The following is a 15,304-nucleotide window of genomic DNA, read 5'->3' as shown; positions in this document are numbered from 1 at the left end:
CGGGGCGATGGATTAGAAAAACGCCTGTAGGCCGGTCTGGGCGCGGCCCAGAATCAGGGCATGGACATCGTGGGTGCCTTCGTAGGTGTTCACCGACTCCAGGTTCACCATGTGGCGAATGACGCCGTATTCATCGGAGACGCCGTTGCCGCCGTGCATGTCCCGGGAGACCCGCGCGATATCCAGCGCCTTGCCGCAGTTGTTGCGTTTGATCAGCGAGACCATCTCCGGTGTCCAGTTGCCGGTATCCATCAAACGGCCCACCTGCAGCGCGGCCTGAAGGCCGAGGGCGATCTCGGTTTGCATATCGGCGAGCTTTTTCTGGATCAGCTGGTTGGCGGCAAGCGGGCGGTTGAACTGCTTGCGATCCAGGGTGTATTGGCGCGCGGCGTGCCAGCAGAACTCCGCGGTGCCCATCACGCCCCAGGCAATGCCGTAGCGCGCCTTGTTCAAACAGCCGAACGGGCCTTTCAGCCCACTGACGTTAGGCAGCAGGTTCTCTTCGGGAACGAAGGTGCCATCGAGCACGATCTCGCCGGTGATCGAGGCGCGCAGCGACACCTTGCCTTCGATTTTCGGGGTGGAGAAGCCCTCGAACCCGCGCTCGACGATGAAGCCCTTGATCTGGTCGTCGTGAGCGGCGGATTTTGCCCAGACCACGGCGATATCGGCGATCGGGCTGTTGGTGATCCACATCTTGGCGCCGGTCAGCCGGTAGCCGCCGTCGACCTGCTCGGCACGGGTGATCATCGAACCCGGGTCGGAACCGTGGTCCGGCTCGGTCAGGCCAAAGCAGCCGACCATTTCGCCGCTGGCGAGTTTGGGCAGGTACTTCTGCTTTTGCTCCTCAGAGCCGTAGGCTTCGATGGGGTACATCACCAGCGACGACTGCACGCTCATCGCCGAACGGTAGCCGGAGTCGACCCGCTCTACCTCGCGGGCGATCAACCCGTAGGCCACGTTATTGACCCCCGCGCCGCCGTACTCCTCGGCAACGGTGGCGCCCAGAAGTCCCAGCTCGCCCATCTCGGACATGATCTCGCGATCGAAGCGCTCCTCACGAAAGGCGCTGAGCACGCGCGGCTGAAGATTTTGCTGGCAGTAGTCCCGCGCGGCGTCGCGGATCTGGCGTTCTTCGTCGGTAAGTTGCTGCTCGAGCAGCAGCGGGTCATCCCAGTTAAAGCGTGACATGGCGAAAGCCCTCTTGGTGAGTGCTTGCAATGTATCGCCGTTTAAAAGAAATATCTACATTTTTATAAAACGTCGACTTTAGTCGATGCCCCGCGCTCGTAGCACCTCGGTAATGACCGGTACCGGGGTCATCAGGTGCTCGCGCATCATGCCCGCGGCGCGTTCGCCGTCCCGGGCCAGAATCACCTCGACCAGCGCGCTGTGCTCCTGGTGCTTCTGGGCCAGCGCGCTGGCCGACATCACGGTTTCCTGTAACCAAAGGTGGCGGTAACGCTCGACCTGGTTGAACAGCGCATCGCGCATTTGCAGCAGGTGGGGGGAGTTGCAACCGCTGGCAATGGCGGTATGGAAAGCCTGGTGGCGCTGGTCCCAGTTATCGAGAAGCTCATCCGGGCTGCTGACGTCGGTGACCTTGCCCAGCCGGTGGGCGGTGGCCAGCACGTCGGCTTCCCAGTCATCGTCGCCACGCTCGATCGCCAACCCCAGCACCAGGCCTTCTAGCTGGGCGCGGGCGTCGTAAATATCGCCCAGTTCGGCAAGCGACATGGGCGCGACGCGGTAGCCGCGCTGGCTAATGGCGACCACCAACCGGTCGGCCACCAGCTGGGAAAGCGCCTCTCGCAGCGGGCCGGTGCTTATCCCGTAATGCGTTTTCAAAAGGCTCATCAAGAGTTTCTCGCCCGGCGGGTAGCGCCCACGAATGATATCCCGCTTCAAATCGCGGTAGGCGCTAATGGCCAGGTTGGGCCGGGGTAGGGGCGGTTCCATCGAATCTCCTGGGGTGGCGGCAAAATAGGCGTCATTATTGCGTAATTTTGAAAATTTATCTCAAGTGACGCTATTTCGTGAAAGGGCGCCGCCAGGCGTCGGCTGATGAGCGCAGCGGCGGGCGAGCGCTTTTACGACGCCGCGGCTATGGCACTATCGTCCCATTAACGTTTGTTTTGAAACCGTGCTAACGTCATTAAAGCGGCTTTTAAAAACCACAAAGCCGCGTTGACCTTGCGATTCCAATATCAATAACGCACCCATGAGAGAGACAACGCCCATGCGAACGCTAAAATACGCTGCCGCCACGACCATGTTAGCGCTGGCGCTACCCGCCAGCGCACAGCAGCTCTCGATTGCCACCGGGGGCACCGGGGGCGTCTACTATCCGATTGGCGGCGGTCTGGCCGAAATGATCAACAACCATATCGAAGGGGCGCAGGCGACCGCGGAAGTCACCGGCGCTTCGGTCGAGAACATGGGCCTGATCATGCGTGGCGACGCGGACATGGCCACCGCGTTGGCGGACACCGTCTACCAGGCCTACACCGGCACGGGCGACTTCGAAGGCCGTCAGGTCGAAAACACCCGGGCGCTGGCTTCGATCTACCCCAACGCCGTACAACTGGTCACGCTTGCGGAGTCCGATATCCAGAGTATTAGTGACCTGGCCGGTAAGCGGGTGTCGGTGGGCGCACCGGGTAGCGGCACCGAGCTCAACGTCAGTGCGCTGCTCGAGTCCAACGGCATTAGTTACGATGACTTTGATCCGCAGCGGCTGAATTTCAACGAAACCGCCGATGCCATCCGCGATGGCGACATCGACGCCGGATTCTGGAGCGTTGGCCCGCCGACCAGCTCGATCATGAACCTGGCGGCCACCCGCGATATCCGCTTGATCAGCCTTTCCGAGGAAGAGATTGCCAACGCCCGGGAAGACGAAGAGGTGTTCGCCCCCTACGAGCTGGCGGCCGGTCTTTACGACGGTATGGACGAAGCAGTGCAGACCATCGGCATTCCCAACGTCCTGGTGGTCAACGCGGATATGGACGAAGAGCTTGCCTACCAGCTTACTCAGGTGCTTTTCGAGCACACCGACGAGCTGATCGCCGTTCACCCGGCGGCCAACGACACCACCGTCGAGTTTACGATGGAGTCTACGCCGGTGCCGCTCCACCCGGGTGCCATCCGCTACTTCGAAGAGACCGGCGCCGAGATCCCCGATCGCCTGCGCCCGTAAGCCTACCCAAGGCGTTCGATCATGCAGTGGCTAGCCGTGCCGCTGATAGCGCTTTCACTGATGGCGCTACAAAGCGCCGGTGCCTTTGGACAGGCGCCGGCGCGTTTGACGGTGACCAGCGACGCCGGCGACGTGCTGCTCGATCACCCCATCCCCGATGAAAGCCGCTGGTGTGTGGCCTGGAACCACTCGGTGGCGCACTTTACCGTGCTCGACTGCTACCAGAACCGCGGCGGGCAGATGGTGCTGGAGCGTAGCCACCAGCCTGACTTCGCCGCGGGTCTTGGTCATATCGCCGGGCGCGGGGTGCAGGTTTCCGACGGCGAAGGCGGCTATTGGATCAACGCCATCGACGAGGCCGTGCCAGGCAATCGCTACCGGCTACGCGTAGGGGCACTCTCGGTGAACCATCGCATCAGCTGGCCCGATAGCGGCCATGAAACGGTGAGCCTGAGCGAGCGCGCCCCCGGTGAGCGGGTGATCGTCGAACTCGCCGCGCCGTGAGCCGGTGTCCGCGGCTATCCCTTGACGTTAAAACTCTTTGCTTGCTAACCCTTTCGAGGACTCCATGAGCGAATCCACTCAACCTGCGGTGGTCATGCCGGGGGCAAACGCGGTGCAGCCCCGCCTGGCACTTTGGGCCATCACGATCGTGGCGGTTGCCCTTTCGCTTTTCCAACTCTACTCGGCGGGCATTCAGCCGCTGGGGCTTTTCTATCAGCGCAGTATCCACCTGGCGCTGATCATGTTGCTGGCGTTTTTGATGTTTCCCGTGTTCGGCCCGACCCGAGCGCGCGGCGTACTCGGCTGGGCCGTCGATGCGATCTTCTTTGCCGGCGCCCTGGTCACCGGCGGCTACCTGGTCTTCTTTTTGGATGAGATCATCAATCGCGCCGGGTTCTGGAACCAGACCGATATCACCGTGGCGATCATCGCCACGATCACGGTGCTGGAGGCCAGCCGGCGGGCGGTTGGCTTTGGCATGACCATCATCGGCCTGATCGCGATCGTCTACGCGCTGGCCGGGCCCCGGGGGGAACTGGCCTGGCTTGGCGAGTGGTTGCCGGGTATTTTGTCCCACCGCGGCTATACGCTCGATCGTGTGGCGGGGCAGCTTTACCTTGGTCAGGAGGGTATTTTCGGCCTGCCGCTGGGGGTGGCGGCCACCTATATCTTCATTTTCGTGCTGTTCGGCGCCTTTTTGGAGAGCACCGGCGCGGGGCGGTTTTTCATCGACATGGCTTATGCGGCCACCGGGCGCCAGCGCGGCGGCCCGGCCAAGGCGGCGGTACTCGCCTCGGCGGGCATGGGCTCGATCTCGGGTAGCGCCATTGCCAACGTGGTGACCACCGGCGCCTTTACCATTCCGCTCATGAAAAAGCTCGGCTACCAGCCCAAACAGGCCGGCGGCATCGAGGCCGCGGCGTCGACCGGCGGGCAAATCATGCCGCCGCTGATGGGGGCCGGGGCGTTTTTGATCGCCGAGTACACCAACACGCCGTACCTGGACATCGTCAAGATCAGTATCCTGCCGGCCATCATGTACTTCGCCACGGTGTATCTCTTCGTGCATATCATCGCGCTAAAGCAAGGCATGCAGGGCATGCCGAGAAGCGAGCTGCCCAAAATGCGCCAGGTGATGAAGGATGGCTGGCACTTCTTGCTGCCGCTGGCGGTGCTGGTCTGGCTACTGGTCATGAACCTTTCGCCCATGCGGGTGGGCTACTACGCGGTGGTGACCATGGTCGCCGTGGCGGTGATTCGCTACGCGCTTTGGTATTTCTTCGTCGCCCCCGGCCAGGGCCAGCCGGTGACCTTCGAGCGCACAAAAAACGTGGTGTGGGCGGGGCTCATCAAGCTGGTGGAAGGTCTGGAGCTTGGCGCGCGCAACGCCGTGGCGGTGTCCATGGCCTGCGCGGTGGCGGGGATCATCGTCGGCGTGGTGGGCTTGACCGGGCTTGGGCTCAAGTTCTCCTCGATGATGCTCGCTTTTTCCGGGGGCAACCTGGTGCTTGCGCTGGTCATGGTGCTGCTGGCGAGCCTGGTACTGGGTATGGGGCTGCCGGTCACGGCGAGTTATATCGTGCTGATCGTGCTGGTCGGGCCGGCGCTCACCAGTGAATTCGGCGTGCCGCTGTTGATCGCGCATCTGGTGGTGTTCTGGTACTCCCAGGACTCCAACGTGACTCCGCCGATCGCGCTGGCCGGGTTTGCCGGGGCTGCGATTGCCGGCAGTAAACCCATGGAAACCGGCTTCCAGGCCTGGAAGTTTGCCAAGGGGCTCTACCTGATCCCGCTGTTCATGGTGTTCAACCCGGAGATCATCCTGGGCGGGCCGGTGCTGGTCGTGGCCTGGAACGCGGTGATCGCGATCTTTGCGCTATGCGCCTTTGCCGCCTCGCTCGAGGGGTATCTGTTTACGCGCATGTCGTGGCTACCGCGCCTGGCCATCGGGGCGGCGATCTTTGGCGTCTTCTACCCAAGTCTTTGGACCGAAATAGCCGGCGTGGTGGTGATCGCGGCGGTGATCAGCGCCAACTACCTGGCCAGCCGCCGCGAGGTGACCGTCGTGAAGGCGTAACTCACGTATTATGGCCGCACATAAAAAAAGCCCGGAACCATGTTCCGGGCTTTTTCGTTGGGCCTTGTCATCGCGGCCTGGCTAGAAGATCGATTCCGCCGCGCCCGAGCCCTGGGAGCCGCTGGCCTCCTCGAGCTCGCGACTAATGGTGCGCGCCTGGTAGGAGGGCAGATGGTCTTCACGGAAAAGCTCCACGAGCCCGCCGGACTGGCTGTCGTACAAGCGGCGGCCGGTGTCCGGGTCGACCCGCGCGGTAACGATGGAGGCGGGGCGCTCCGGCAGGGCCGAAGGCGTGCCTTCCAGGGCGCCGCCCATGAAGTCGATCCAGATCGGCAGGGCGGCGCTGGCGCCGTATTCCGCGGTAGTTTCGTTGCTGTCCTTACCCACCCAGACCGTCGTAACCAGGTCGCTGTTGAAGCCGGCGAACCAGGCATCGCGCTGGTTGTTGGTGGTACCGGTTTTACCCACGATGTCGTCGCGGTTCAGGCTGAGCGCGGCGCGTCCGGTGCCCGAGGTGATCACGTCGCGCAGCATGTCGCGCAGAATATATACCGCGCCGGCATCGGCGACGCGCCGGGCGACCGGATACTCCTTGCCGTCGATCTCGACGCTCTCCTGGCCTTCGGCGCAGCTCGGGCAGGCGATCTGCGGCGTGGCCTCGTCGAGGACCTCCCGGTCGTCGTCGCGGGTGACGCGCTCGATGAACCAGGGCGATACCTGGAAGCCGCCGTTGGCGATCACCGCGTAAGCGTTGGTCATCTCCATGGGCGTGAGGCTCGCGCTACCGAGCGCCAGGGAAAGCCCGCGGGGCAGCCGGTCAACCGAGAAGCCGAAGCCTTCCAGGTAGTTGATGGTCGGGTTGACGCCCATGGTCTGGAGTACGCGAATGGTGACCAGGTTGCGCGAACGTGCCAGCGCCGGGCGCAGGCGCATCGGCCCCTGGAAGTCGCGGCTGGAGTTCATCGGCCGCCACAGCGAGTTGCTGCCGTCGTCTACCACCAGGGGCGAGTCGTTGACCACGCTCGCCGCCGTCATGTCGCCATCGTCGAGGGCGGCCAGGTAGATGAAGGGCTTGAAGATCGAGCCCGACTGACGCTGGGCCTGAATGGCGCGGTTGAACTTGCTGGCGTTGAAGTCGAAGCCGCCCTGCAGCGCCAGAATCGCGCCGGTGCGGGGGTCCTGAACCACCAGCGAACCTTCGACGTCCGGGCGCTGAGAAAGCCTTAGCGTTTCGTCGTCGTTCTCCACCACGCGGATCAGGTCTCCGCGCACGGCGATCTGATCCGCGCTTGACGGCTCGCCGCCGCGGCTGCGCGGGCTTTGGTAGGCGCGTGCCCAGTTCAGGCCGTCCCAGGCGATGGTTCTAAGTTCGCGGTCGCGGGTCAGCACCTGCATTTCTCGGCCGCTGCTCTGGACCACGATGGCCGGTTGCAAGAGGCCGTAGTTGGGCGTGCGCTCGAGCACCTGCAGCCAGTTGGAGACGTCGCCGTCGATGCCTTCGATCTCGGTCTGGCTGCGCTCCGCGGCCTGGCGCGCGGTCTGGCGGATTTCCGGCGACTCGGAAAGCTCCTCTTCAAGGCCCTGGGTATTGGTTTGCTCCTGGGCTTCGACCAGGCTTGCGGCGATGTCGCGCTGCTCCGCGCCGCGCCAGCCGTGGCGCCGGTCGTACTCGATCAAGCCGTTGGCCAGCGCATTGCGGGCGGCGGGTTGAAGTTCGCTGTCGATGGTGGTGTAGATCCGGTAGCCGCCGGTGTAGGCGGTGTCACCAAAGCGCTCCACCGCGTACTGACGCGCCATTTCCGAGACGTAGGAGGCGTCCACTTCGGTTTGAGTGTAGTGGCGACGCGCGGTCACCGGGTCCTGCACCGAGGCCTGGTAGGTATCGTTATCGATATAGCCAAGCTCGCGCATACGGAACAAAATCCAGTTGCGGCGAATCAGCGAGCGCTCGGAGTTGGCCAGCGGGTTGAACGCCGACGGCGCCTTGGGAAGCCCCGCGATCATTGCGGTTTCGGCAAGCGTTAGCTCGGCAAGCGGCCGGTCGTAGTAGGTTTCCGCGGCGGTGGCGATGCCGTAGGCGCGGTTACCCAAAAAGATCTTGTTGACATAAAGCTCGAAGATTTGCTCTTTGGAGAGCACTTGTTCCATCTGCAGCGCCAGCAGGATTTCACGAATCTTACGCGTGAAGGTTTGATCCAGCGTCAGCATATAGTTACGCGCGACCTGCATGGTGATGGTCGAGCCCCCGGACTGGATCGAGCCGCCGCTTCGGGCAAGCTCCACCGCCGCGCGGGCAAGCCCGCGCGGGTCGACCCCGGCGTGTTCGAAGTAGCTCGAATCCTCCGCGGCGACCAGTGCGTTGATCATGTCCTGGGGGATTTCGTCGAAATCGACCACCATGCGCCGCTCTTCACCGAACTCGCCGATCAATCGGCCATCGTTGGTGAAGATACGTAGCGGGGTATGCAATTCGAAATTTTGCAGCTGGCGAACGTCGGGAAGCCCCGGAGAAAAGTAGATGGCAGCGCCTACCACGGCCAGCACAGCGGCGCCCACCAGGGCGGCAGCCATCGAAACCAGTGACAGGATAAGGGTTCGAAAAAACGTCATGAACAGAGGGCACCCGTGGAGATAAGATAAGTACGGCGTCCAACTGGCCGTATTGCGCAATTGGCGACCATTATAAGAAGCCAGGCCCTCGGCCACCAGTGTTGATATGCCATGATTGCCTCAACGTGTGGCGGCGCCCAAAATAAGGTAACCTCGGACGACGCTCGACAAGACGACAAAATCAACGGGACCACATGCGCCTACCAAAGTCTGGAAAGGGGTTGATCGGGGTCGATATCACCTCGGCCACCGTTAAGCTTTTAGAGCTCAAGCAGCTGGACGGCAATTTTCAGGTTCAGAGCTACGCCGTGCGCCCGCTCAAAGAGGGGGCCGTGGTGGAGCGCCGGATACGCGATATCAGCGATGTCGCCCGCGTGCTTCGAAACGCCGTCGAACACGCCAACCCCTCGACCCGTAAAGCCGCGGTCGCCGTTCCCGCCAGCGCCGCCATTAGCAAAACCCTGAGCTTTCCCGCTTCGCTGGGCGAAGACGAGATCGAGGCGCGGATAATCGAGGAGTACGACCGCCACATTCCTTTTCCGTTCAACGAGGTGGCCTTCGATTTTCAGCGTTTGGGGGTGGTGCCCGATGACGAAAGCCAGCAGCAGGTGGCGCTGGTGGCGTGTCGTCAGCGCGACGTCAGCCAGCTGACCGATACGCTGGTACAGGCCGGGCTCGAACCCGCTGCGGTGGATGTCGAAACCTTCGCCGTCGAGCGCTCGTTTGGCGAGCTCCGGCGGGCGCTCAACGTCAGTGACGACCCCAGGGCGTGCGTGGCCCTGGTGGATCTGGGCGCTAATATGAACGCATTTCACGTGCTGCGCGACGGGCGCATTACCTACAGCCGCGACACGGTGTTTGGCGGGCGTCAGTTGACCGATGCCATTCGCGAACGGTTCGACCTGAGCAACGAAGAGGCCGGCCTTGCCAAAAAGCGCGGCGGCCTGCCCGAGGATTATCAGGCCAACGTGCTAACGCCTTTTATCGAAACCGTGGTGCAGCAGGTGGGCCGCTCGCTTCAGCTTTACTATACCGCCGGGCGCAAACAGCGGGTCGAGCACTTGGTGCTGGCCGGCGGGTCGAGCGTGATCCCGGGGCTTGCCGAGCGTATCGCCGAAGAGAACGGCCTGGCGGTGACGCTGGCCAACCCCTTTCACCGGATGCACATCTATAAGCGGCTGAACGTCGAGGGCCTGACCAACGACGCGCCGGCCATGCTCACCGCCTGTGGGCTTGCCATGAAGGTGGGCCAATGAATATCAACATCAACCTGTTGGCCTGGCGGGATGCGCGCCGGGAAAAGCGCACCCGGCAGTTCTATAAAGTGCTGGCCCTGGCGCTGGTCGTGGGGGTGTTGATGGCGCTGGCCGTGGGGCTTGTGTATCAGCAAGAGCTCGATGGGCAAGAGATGCGCAACGCCTACATCACCCGCCATGTCGAGCAGTTGGAGCAAGAGATTGCCGACGTGAAGCGCTATCAGGCGGACGCGGCACAGCTAAGCACCCAGCTCGAGCTTTTCAAAACCCTGCAAAGCGAGCGCACCGATACCGTCGAGCTTTTCAACGCGCTTGCCGCGAGCCTGGCCGATGGCGTGGTCTACGAGCAGTTAAGCCGGGAAGGGGAGCGGGTCCGGCTCACCGCGACGGCCAACGACGAGCGCCAGGTCTCCGAGCAGCTGCGCCGCATTGCGAGTATGTCAGGCTTTGCCGTGCCGGTACTTTCCGAGGTGACCAGCGCCCCGAACCAGCAAGGGCGGCGGTTTGGCTTCGAGGTCGTCCAGACACTGCACGATACAAACCCTGACGCCGGTCAAGGGGAGGCCGCCCAGTGATGACGCGAGCCCGGGCGCGCCACGAGTGGCAGCGCCTCAAGGAAGTCGACGTACAAAGCCTGGATCTCAAGGAGGCGGGCAGTTGGCCGGTTTTTTTGAAAGCGCTTTGCGTGGTGCTGATGTTCGCGCTCGCCTTTGGCGGGCTAATGGCGTGGCAGGTCAGCGACAAACGCGCCAGATTGGCCGAGGCGCAGCGCGAAGAGGCGCGCCTTTTGAGCGAATACCGGGTCAAGGCCTCGGAAGTGGCGCTTTTGCCCAACGTGCAGAGCCAGTTGACCACCCTCGGCGGGCAGATGGATCGGATGCGCGCCATGCTGCCCACCAGCGCCGAGATCCCCTCGCTTTTGGACAGCATCAGCGACGCCGCGGTGGATAACCGGCTGACCATCGAAGTCGTCCGGTTGCGTACGACCGTGAGCAACGAACACTACATCGAGCATCCGCTGGATATTCAGGTGCGCGGGGGGTATCACCAGTTGGGCCGCTTCGTGGCCGACATCAGCCAGCTCGCGCGTATCGTCACCCAGCACGACTTGACCATTACACCGGTCGAGCCGCAAAGCGACGTGCTCAGGCTCTCTTTGGTGGCGCGCACCTACAGCTATATCGACGACCCCGGCCACGAGGAGGCGGCGCCATGAGACAACGCCGCGTGTGCATGATGGCCCTGATGGCGACCCTGACCGGCTGCAGCGATGCCCGGCTGGACGAGCTGGACGCCACGCTTGCCGATATTCGCCGCGCCCCCAGTGGGCAGGCCTCCCTTGCAAGCGCGCCTTTTCCCGAGGCGGCATATTTAAACTACCAATATAGCGAGTCGCGCAGCCCGTTTTTGGCGCCTGAGCAGTTGGCGCGAAGTGAGACAATCTCGCCGCGAAACAGCGCCATGGCGCCGGATACCCAGCGCCCCCTGGAGCCGCTGGAAGCCTTTGCGCTTGCCTCGCTGCGCCTGGTCGGTACGCTGCAAATGGGGGGCCAGCGCGTGGCGCTGGTCGCTACGCCGGATGGCAGCGTCGTGAACGTGCGCGAAGGGAATCACATGGGATCCAACTACGGGGAGGTCACCCGTATTTCACTAGAGGAAGTCACTCTGCTCGAGCGCGTATTCAGCGAGCAGGAGGGCTGGCAGGAGAGCCCGGCCGCGCTGTCACTCGACCCCTAGCCGGCTGTTACTACTTATCGCTTGATAGACGTTGATCCGGGACCCGTTGTTTATGCTCATCACTGCCCGCTATACCGCGCTTTTCCTGCTCGCCCTCTGGCCTGCCATGGCCAATGCCGTGCTGTTGACCGATCTTCAGGTGCGCGAGGCATCCCAGGGGGAGGTGGAGCTTTTGCTCTCCTTCGACGGCCCTCCCGCCGAGCTCACCGGCTACGTGTTGGAGTCGCCGCCGCGGTTGGCGCTGGATTTGCCGGATACCCAAAGCGGGCTCGAAAACCGTAACCTGGTGGTCGACCAGGCGGGGGTCGAGCGGATCACGACCATCGAAGGGGGCGGGCGCACGCGGTTGATCGTCGAGCTGCAGGGGGCGCATACGTTTCGCTCGGCGCCGTCCCCCAGCCGGCTAAGCGTTTTTCTGACCCCGACCGGCGGTACGCCCCCGGCCGCGACGGCTTCTGCATCCGCTGCCGCTTCTGCATCTACTTCTACCTCTACTGCCCCGGCTGCGACAACGCCGCCGGCGGCCTCCGTTGCCAGCGCTTCCACCCCCGCCAGTGCCAGCGGACCCCAGGTCGAGAACATCGACTTTCGCCGTGGCGCCAACGGCGCCGGGCGGCTGCTGGTCACGTTTAGCCAAAGCGGCGTGAGCGCCACTGTCGAGGAAGCCGACCGCGGCGTCGTGCTGGCCAACCTGGAAGGCGTGACTTTGCCGGATTCCCTCGACCAGATCCTCGATGTCACCGACTTCGCCACGCCGATCAACCGCATCACGCCGCGCGCCACCGCCCGGGGGGTGCAGCTGGAGCTTCAAACCCAAGGGGCTTTTGCGATGCTCTCTTCGCAGAGTGGGCGGGTGCTGACCGTGGACGTGGAGCCCGTCGCCGAATCCGACTCACTTGCCCAGCGCGGCGAGGAGAGCTTCACCGGCGACCGGCTGAGCCTCAACTTTCAGGATATCGAGGTGCGTTCGGTGCTGGCCACGCTTGCCGAGTTTACCGGGCTGAACCTGGTGGCCAGCGACAGCGTGACCGGGCGGGTCACGCTCAACCTGAACGACGTGCCCTGGGACCAGGCGCTGGCGCTGATTTTGCAAAGCCAGGGGCTATCGAGTCGCGAACAAGGCAATGTGATCGTCATCGCACCGGCGGGGGAGCTTGCCGATATCGAGCGCCAGGAGATCGAGTCGCGCAATCAGCGCCAGACCCTCACGCCCCTGGTCACCGAATTCATCGAAGTGCGCTACGCCCGCGCCGAGGATTTCGCCCAGCTTTTGCGCGGCGGCGACGGCTTCGGGCTTTTGACCGACCGCGGCCGGGTCACCGTCGACCAGCGCACCAATACGCTGCTGGTTCAGGACACCGCCGAGCAGATTCGCGAAATACTCGCCACCCTCGACCGGCTGGACATCGCCGTGCGCCAGGTACAGATCGAGGCGCGCATCGTCATCGCCCGGGACACCGCCTCGCGCGAGCTGGGCATCAACTGGGGCGCATCCAGTACGCGCGGTTTTCAGCTCAACGAAGATGGCACGACCTACGGCCGGCGCAATATCAACCCGGATGGCATCAACCGCGCCCAGGGTGGGCTTGCCGTCGACCTGGGGGCCGGCGCGGTGGCCGGTACCGGGTTTAGCTTTGGTTATCTCTCCGGCGACGTGCTGCTGGATCTCGAACTCAGGGCGCTCGAGAGCGAAGGCAAGAGTCAGACGATCTCCCAGCCGCGCATCATCACCGCCAACCAGCGCACCGCCACCATCCGCCAGGGCGAGGAGCGCGCGTTTCAGAGCGTGGACGTGCAGGGCAACCCGGACACCCAGTTCAAGGAGGCCGAGCTTTCGCTGGAGGTCACCCCGCAGATCACCCCGGATAACCGCATCATCATGGATCTCGTGATCAAAAACGACAGCTTTCGGGAAAGCGAATTCGGCGGCGAGCCGCCCATCGATACCAATCAAATCGAAACCCAGGTGCTGGTCGACAATGGCCAAACTGTCGTGCTTGGCGGTATCTTAACCACTGAGCAGCTCAGCCAAATTGCCAAAACCCCGTTATTGGGTGATCTACCCTTCCTCGGGCGGCTATTTCGCTACACCCAGGAGAGCAATGAAAAGGTAGAGCTGTTAGTGTTTATAACTCCACGACTACTAGATGATGGTTTGGCGGTTCGCTGATGCAGGATTTACCCAGCCTTTTTTTGGTCGGCCCCATGGGCGCCGGCAAAAGTACGATCGGCCGCTTGTTGGCCGCAGAGCTTTCGCGCACCTTTTATGACAGTGACCACGTCATACAGGATCGCTGCGGTGCGGATATACCCTGGATTTTCGATGTCGAGGGCGAGCTTGGCTTTCGCCAGCGCGAAATGCAGATGATCGACGAGCTGACCCGCCTGCAAGGCGTGGTGTTGGCCACCGGCGGCGGCGCGGTACTGCGCGAAGAGAACCGCCAGGCGCTGCGAGAACGCGGCACCGTGGTCTATCTGCTCACGACGGTCGAACAGCAGCTAAGGCGCACCAGCCGGGACAAAAACCGCCCGCTGTTGCAGTGCGCCAACCGCGAACAGGTGCTGCGGGACATGTTCACCGCCCGCGACCCGCTCTACCGCGCCACCTCGGATGTGACCGTGCGCACCGACCGACGAAGCCCGCGGTCGGTGGTCAACGATATTCTCCGCCGTGCCCAGCGTCTCAACGACCCGCTCGAAAGCGCCTACCCGACCGATTCCAAGGTATCGTCATGACGTCAAGCGCCAAGCGCACCCTGAACGTAGCTCTTGCCGAGCGCAGCTACCCTATTCACATCGGCGCTGGTTTGATCGCCGAGCCCGGTCTGCTCGCCCCTTATATTGCGGGTAGCCAGGTGCTCGTGGTGACCAACGAGACCATCGCGCCTTTATATCTCGACACGCTCTGCCAGGCCTTGCCCGAGGCGTGTAGCGTACACACCCTGGTACTGCCCGACGGCGAGCAGTATAAACGTATCGAGCAGGTCGAGCGCATCTGGGATGCGCTGCTCGGCGCTGGCTTCAACCGGCGCTGTACGCTGGTGGCGCTCGGCGGCGGGGTGATCGGTGACATGGTCGGCTTCGCCGCCGCCGCCTACCAGCGGGGTGTCGCGTTCATCCAGGTGCCCACCACGCTGCTCTCTCAGGTGGACTCCTCGGTGGGCGGCAAAACCGGCGTCAATCATCCGCTTGGCAAGAACATGATCGGCGCGTTCTGGCAGCCCAAAGCGGTGCTGGTCGATACCGATACGCTGACGACACTGCCTGGCCGCGAGCTCTCCGCCGGGCTTGCCGAGGTGATCAAGTACGGCCTGATTCGCGACGAGGCATTTTTGAGCTGGCTCGAAGCAAATATGGAGGCGCTTCGCCGCGTCGAGCCCGAGGCCATTAGCGAGGCGATTGCGCGAAGCTGTCAGACCAAGGCAGATATCGTCGCCGATGACGAAACCGAGCAGGGGGTGCGGGCGCTTTTGAACCTGGGGCACACTTTCGGCCACGCCATCGAGGCGCACCAGGGCTACGGTAACTGGCTGCACGGCGAGGCAGTGGGCGCCGGCATGGCCATGGCCGCCGCGCTTTCTCACACGCTTGGCATGCTCAGCGCCGAGGATCTGGCCCGTACCAAAGCGGTGATCGAAAGCGCCGGGCTGCCGCTTGCCGCCCCCGAGGGCATGCAGGTCGAAGACTTTTTGAGCCGTATGCGCCTGGACAAGAAAAACATCGATTCCCGGCTTCGCCTGATACTGCTCGAGGCCCTGGGCCAGGCGGTGATCAGCGACCAGACACCCCCCGCGACCCTCGAAGCGCTGCTCCAGCGCTACCCCCGAGCCATCAATCAAGGCGCCGCCGAGCCGCGTTAGTCGTCTGCTCCCACGTTCAGGACCCGCCAGGATGGCGGGTCTTGTCGTTTCAGAGGGCCCG

At 63.3% G+C, this 15,304-nt stretch carries 13 protein-coding genes; 10 read left to right on the top strand and 3 right to left on the bottom strand.

The features are described 5' to 3' along the window. Positions 1–12: 12 nt before the first annotated feature. Both ACWHVV_RS14025 and csiR read right to left on the bottom strand, forming a co-directional pair. Positions 13–1,191 carry an acyl-CoA dehydrogenase gene (locus ACWHVV_RS14025; RefSeq protein WP_447926785.1) on the bottom strand — a complete coding sequence of 393 codons (1,179 nt, stop codon included), beginning with the start codon at positions 1,189–1,191 and terminating at the stop codon, positions 13–15. A gap of 78 nt (positions 1,192–1,269) precedes the next feature. Then, on the bottom strand, positions 1,270–1,959 hold the full coding sequence (csiR, locus tag ACWHVV_RS14020; protein ID WP_447926784.1) for a DNA-binding transcriptional regulator CsiR: 690 nt from the start codon (positions 1,957–1,959) through the stop codon (positions 1,270–1,272). Positions 1,960–2,239: 280 nt separating this feature from the next. On the opposite strand from csiR, the gene ACWHVV_RS14015 reads away from it, so the two are divergent. From ACWHVV_RS14015 to ACWHVV_RS14005, 3 genes are all read left to right on the top strand, one after another. Beyond that, positions 2,240–3,199: a TAXI family TRAP transporter solute-binding subunit gene (locus ACWHVV_RS14015; protein WP_447926783.1), complete on the top strand. Its 960-nt coding sequence runs from the start codon at positions 2,240–2,242 to the stop codon at positions 3,197–3,199. 21 nt (positions 3,200–3,220) lie between these two features. Next, complete coding sequence (locus tag ACWHVV_RS14010) at positions 3,221–3,703, top strand: DUF1850 domain-containing protein (protein WP_447926782.1); 483 nt, start codon at positions 3,221–3,223, stop codon at positions 3,701–3,703. A 64-nt stretch (positions 3,704–3,767) separates the two neighbouring features. Beyond that, complete coding sequence (locus ACWHVV_RS14005) at positions 3,768–5,780, top strand: TRAP transporter permease (RefSeq protein ID WP_447926781.1); 2,013 nt, start codon at positions 3,768–3,770, stop codon at positions 5,778–5,780. An 81-nt stretch (positions 5,781–5,861) separates the two neighbouring features. On the opposite strand, the gene ACWHVV_RS14000 is transcribed toward ACWHVV_RS14005, so the two are convergent. Beyond that, positions 5,862–8,390: a penicillin-binding protein 1A gene (locus tag ACWHVV_RS14000; protein ID WP_447926780.1), complete on the bottom strand. Its 2,529-nt coding sequence runs from the start codon at positions 8,388–8,390 to the stop codon at positions 5,862–5,864. A gap of 194 nt (positions 8,391–8,584) precedes the next feature. Between ACWHVV_RS14000 and pilM the strand changes: the two genes are divergently transcribed. The 7 genes from pilM to aroB are packed head-to-tail and all read left to right on the top strand — an operon-like array spanning position 8,585 to position 15,243. After that, positions 8,585–9,646: a type IV pilus assembly protein PilM gene (pilM, locus tag ACWHVV_RS13995; protein WP_447529659.1), complete on the top strand. Its 1,062-nt coding sequence runs from the start codon at positions 8,585–8,587 to the stop codon at positions 9,644–9,646. Beyond that, on the top strand, positions 9,643–10,221 hold the full coding sequence (locus ACWHVV_RS13990; RefSeq protein ID WP_447926779.1) for a PilN domain-containing protein: 579 nt from the start codon (positions 9,643–9,645) through the stop codon (positions 10,219–10,221). The genes pilM and ACWHVV_RS13990 overlap by 4 nt, the downstream gene beginning before the upstream one ends. Further along, on the top strand, positions 10,221–10,862 hold the full coding sequence (locus ACWHVV_RS13985) for a type 4a pilus biogenesis protein PilO (protein ID WP_447929162.1): 642 nt from the start codon (positions 10,221–10,223) through the stop codon (positions 10,860–10,862). Before ACWHVV_RS13990 ends, ACWHVV_RS13985 begins: the two co-directional genes overlap by 1 nt. Further along, positions 10,859–11,383 carry a pilus assembly protein PilP gene (locus tag ACWHVV_RS13980; RefSeq protein ID WP_447926778.1) on the top strand — a complete coding sequence of 175 codons (525 nt, stop codon included), beginning with the start codon at positions 10,859–10,861 and terminating at the stop codon, positions 11,381–11,383. The genes ACWHVV_RS13985 and ACWHVV_RS13980 overlap by 4 nt, the downstream gene beginning before the upstream one ends. Positions 11,384–11,435: 52 nt before the next feature. After that, a complete protein-coding gene (gene pilQ / locus ACWHVV_RS13975; protein WP_447926777.1) occupies positions 11,436–13,553 on the top strand; it encodes a type IV pilus secretin PilQ in 2,118 nt (705 codons plus the stop codon). Next, positions 13,553–14,119, top strand: coding sequence for a shikimate kinase AroK (gene aroK / locus ACWHVV_RS13970; protein WP_447926776.1), 567 nt, complete (start codon positions 13,553–13,555; stop codon positions 14,117–14,119). The genes pilQ and aroK overlap by 1 nt, the downstream gene beginning before the upstream one ends. After that, positions 14,116–15,243, top strand: a complete 1,128-nt coding sequence (gene aroB / locus ACWHVV_RS13965; RefSeq protein WP_447926775.1) for a 3-dehydroquinate synthase — start codon at positions 14,116–14,118, stop codon at positions 15,241–15,243. Before aroK ends, aroB begins: the two co-directional genes overlap by 4 nt. Positions 15,244–15,304 lie beyond the last annotated feature (61 nt).

The sequence above is a fragment of the Vreelandella sp. EE27 genome, from assembly GCF_968206495.1.
This window is presented reverse-complemented; position numbering and strand designations above follow the sequence as displayed.

Coding starts and splice junctions, on each gene's coding strand:
- ACWHVV_RS14025 (WP_447926785.1), bottom strand. CDS start 1,191: ATGTCACGCTTTAACTGGGATGACCCGCTGCTGCTCGAGCAGCAACTT.
- csiR (WP_447926784.1), bottom strand. CDS start 1,959: ATGGAACCGCCCCTACCCCGGCCCAACCTGGCCATTAGCGCCTACCGC.
- ACWHVV_RS14015 (WP_447926783.1), top strand. CDS start 2,240: ATGCGAACGCTAAAATACGCTGCCGCCACGACCATGTTAGCGCTGGCG.
- ACWHVV_RS14010 (WP_447926782.1), top strand. CDS start 3,221: ATGCAGTGGCTAGCCGTGCCGCTGATAGCGCTTTCACTGATGGCGCTA.
- ACWHVV_RS14005 (WP_447926781.1), top strand. CDS start 3,768: ATGAGCGAATCCACTCAACCTGCGGTGGTCATGCCGGGGGCAAACGCG.
- ACWHVV_RS14000 (WP_447926780.1), bottom strand. CDS start 8,390: ATGACGTTTTTTCGAACCCTTATCCTGTCACTGGTTTCGATGGCTGCC.
- pilM (WP_447529659.1), top strand. CDS start 8,585: ATGCGCCTACCAAAGTCTGGAAAGGGGTTGATCGGGGTCGATATCACC.
- ACWHVV_RS13990 (WP_447926779.1), top strand. CDS start 9,643: ATGAATATCAACATCAACCTGTTGGCCTGGCGGGATGCGCGCCGGGAA.
- ACWHVV_RS13985 (WP_447929162.1), top strand. CDS start 10,221: ATGACGCGAGCCCGGGCGCGCCACGAGTGGCAGCGCCTCAAGGAAGTC.
- ACWHVV_RS13980 (WP_447926778.1), top strand. CDS start 10,859: ATGAGACAACGCCGCGTGTGCATGATGGCCCTGATGGCGACCCTGACC.
- pilQ (WP_447926777.1), top strand. CDS start 11,436: ATGCTCATCACTGCCCGCTATACCGCGCTTTTCCTGCTCGCCCTCTGG.
- aroK (WP_447926776.1), top strand. CDS start 13,553: ATGCAGGATTTACCCAGCCTTTTTTTGGTCGGCCCCATGGGCGCCGGC.
- aroB (WP_447926775.1), top strand. CDS start 14,116: ATGACGTCAAGCGCCAAGCGCACCCTGAACGTAGCTCTTGCCGAGCGC.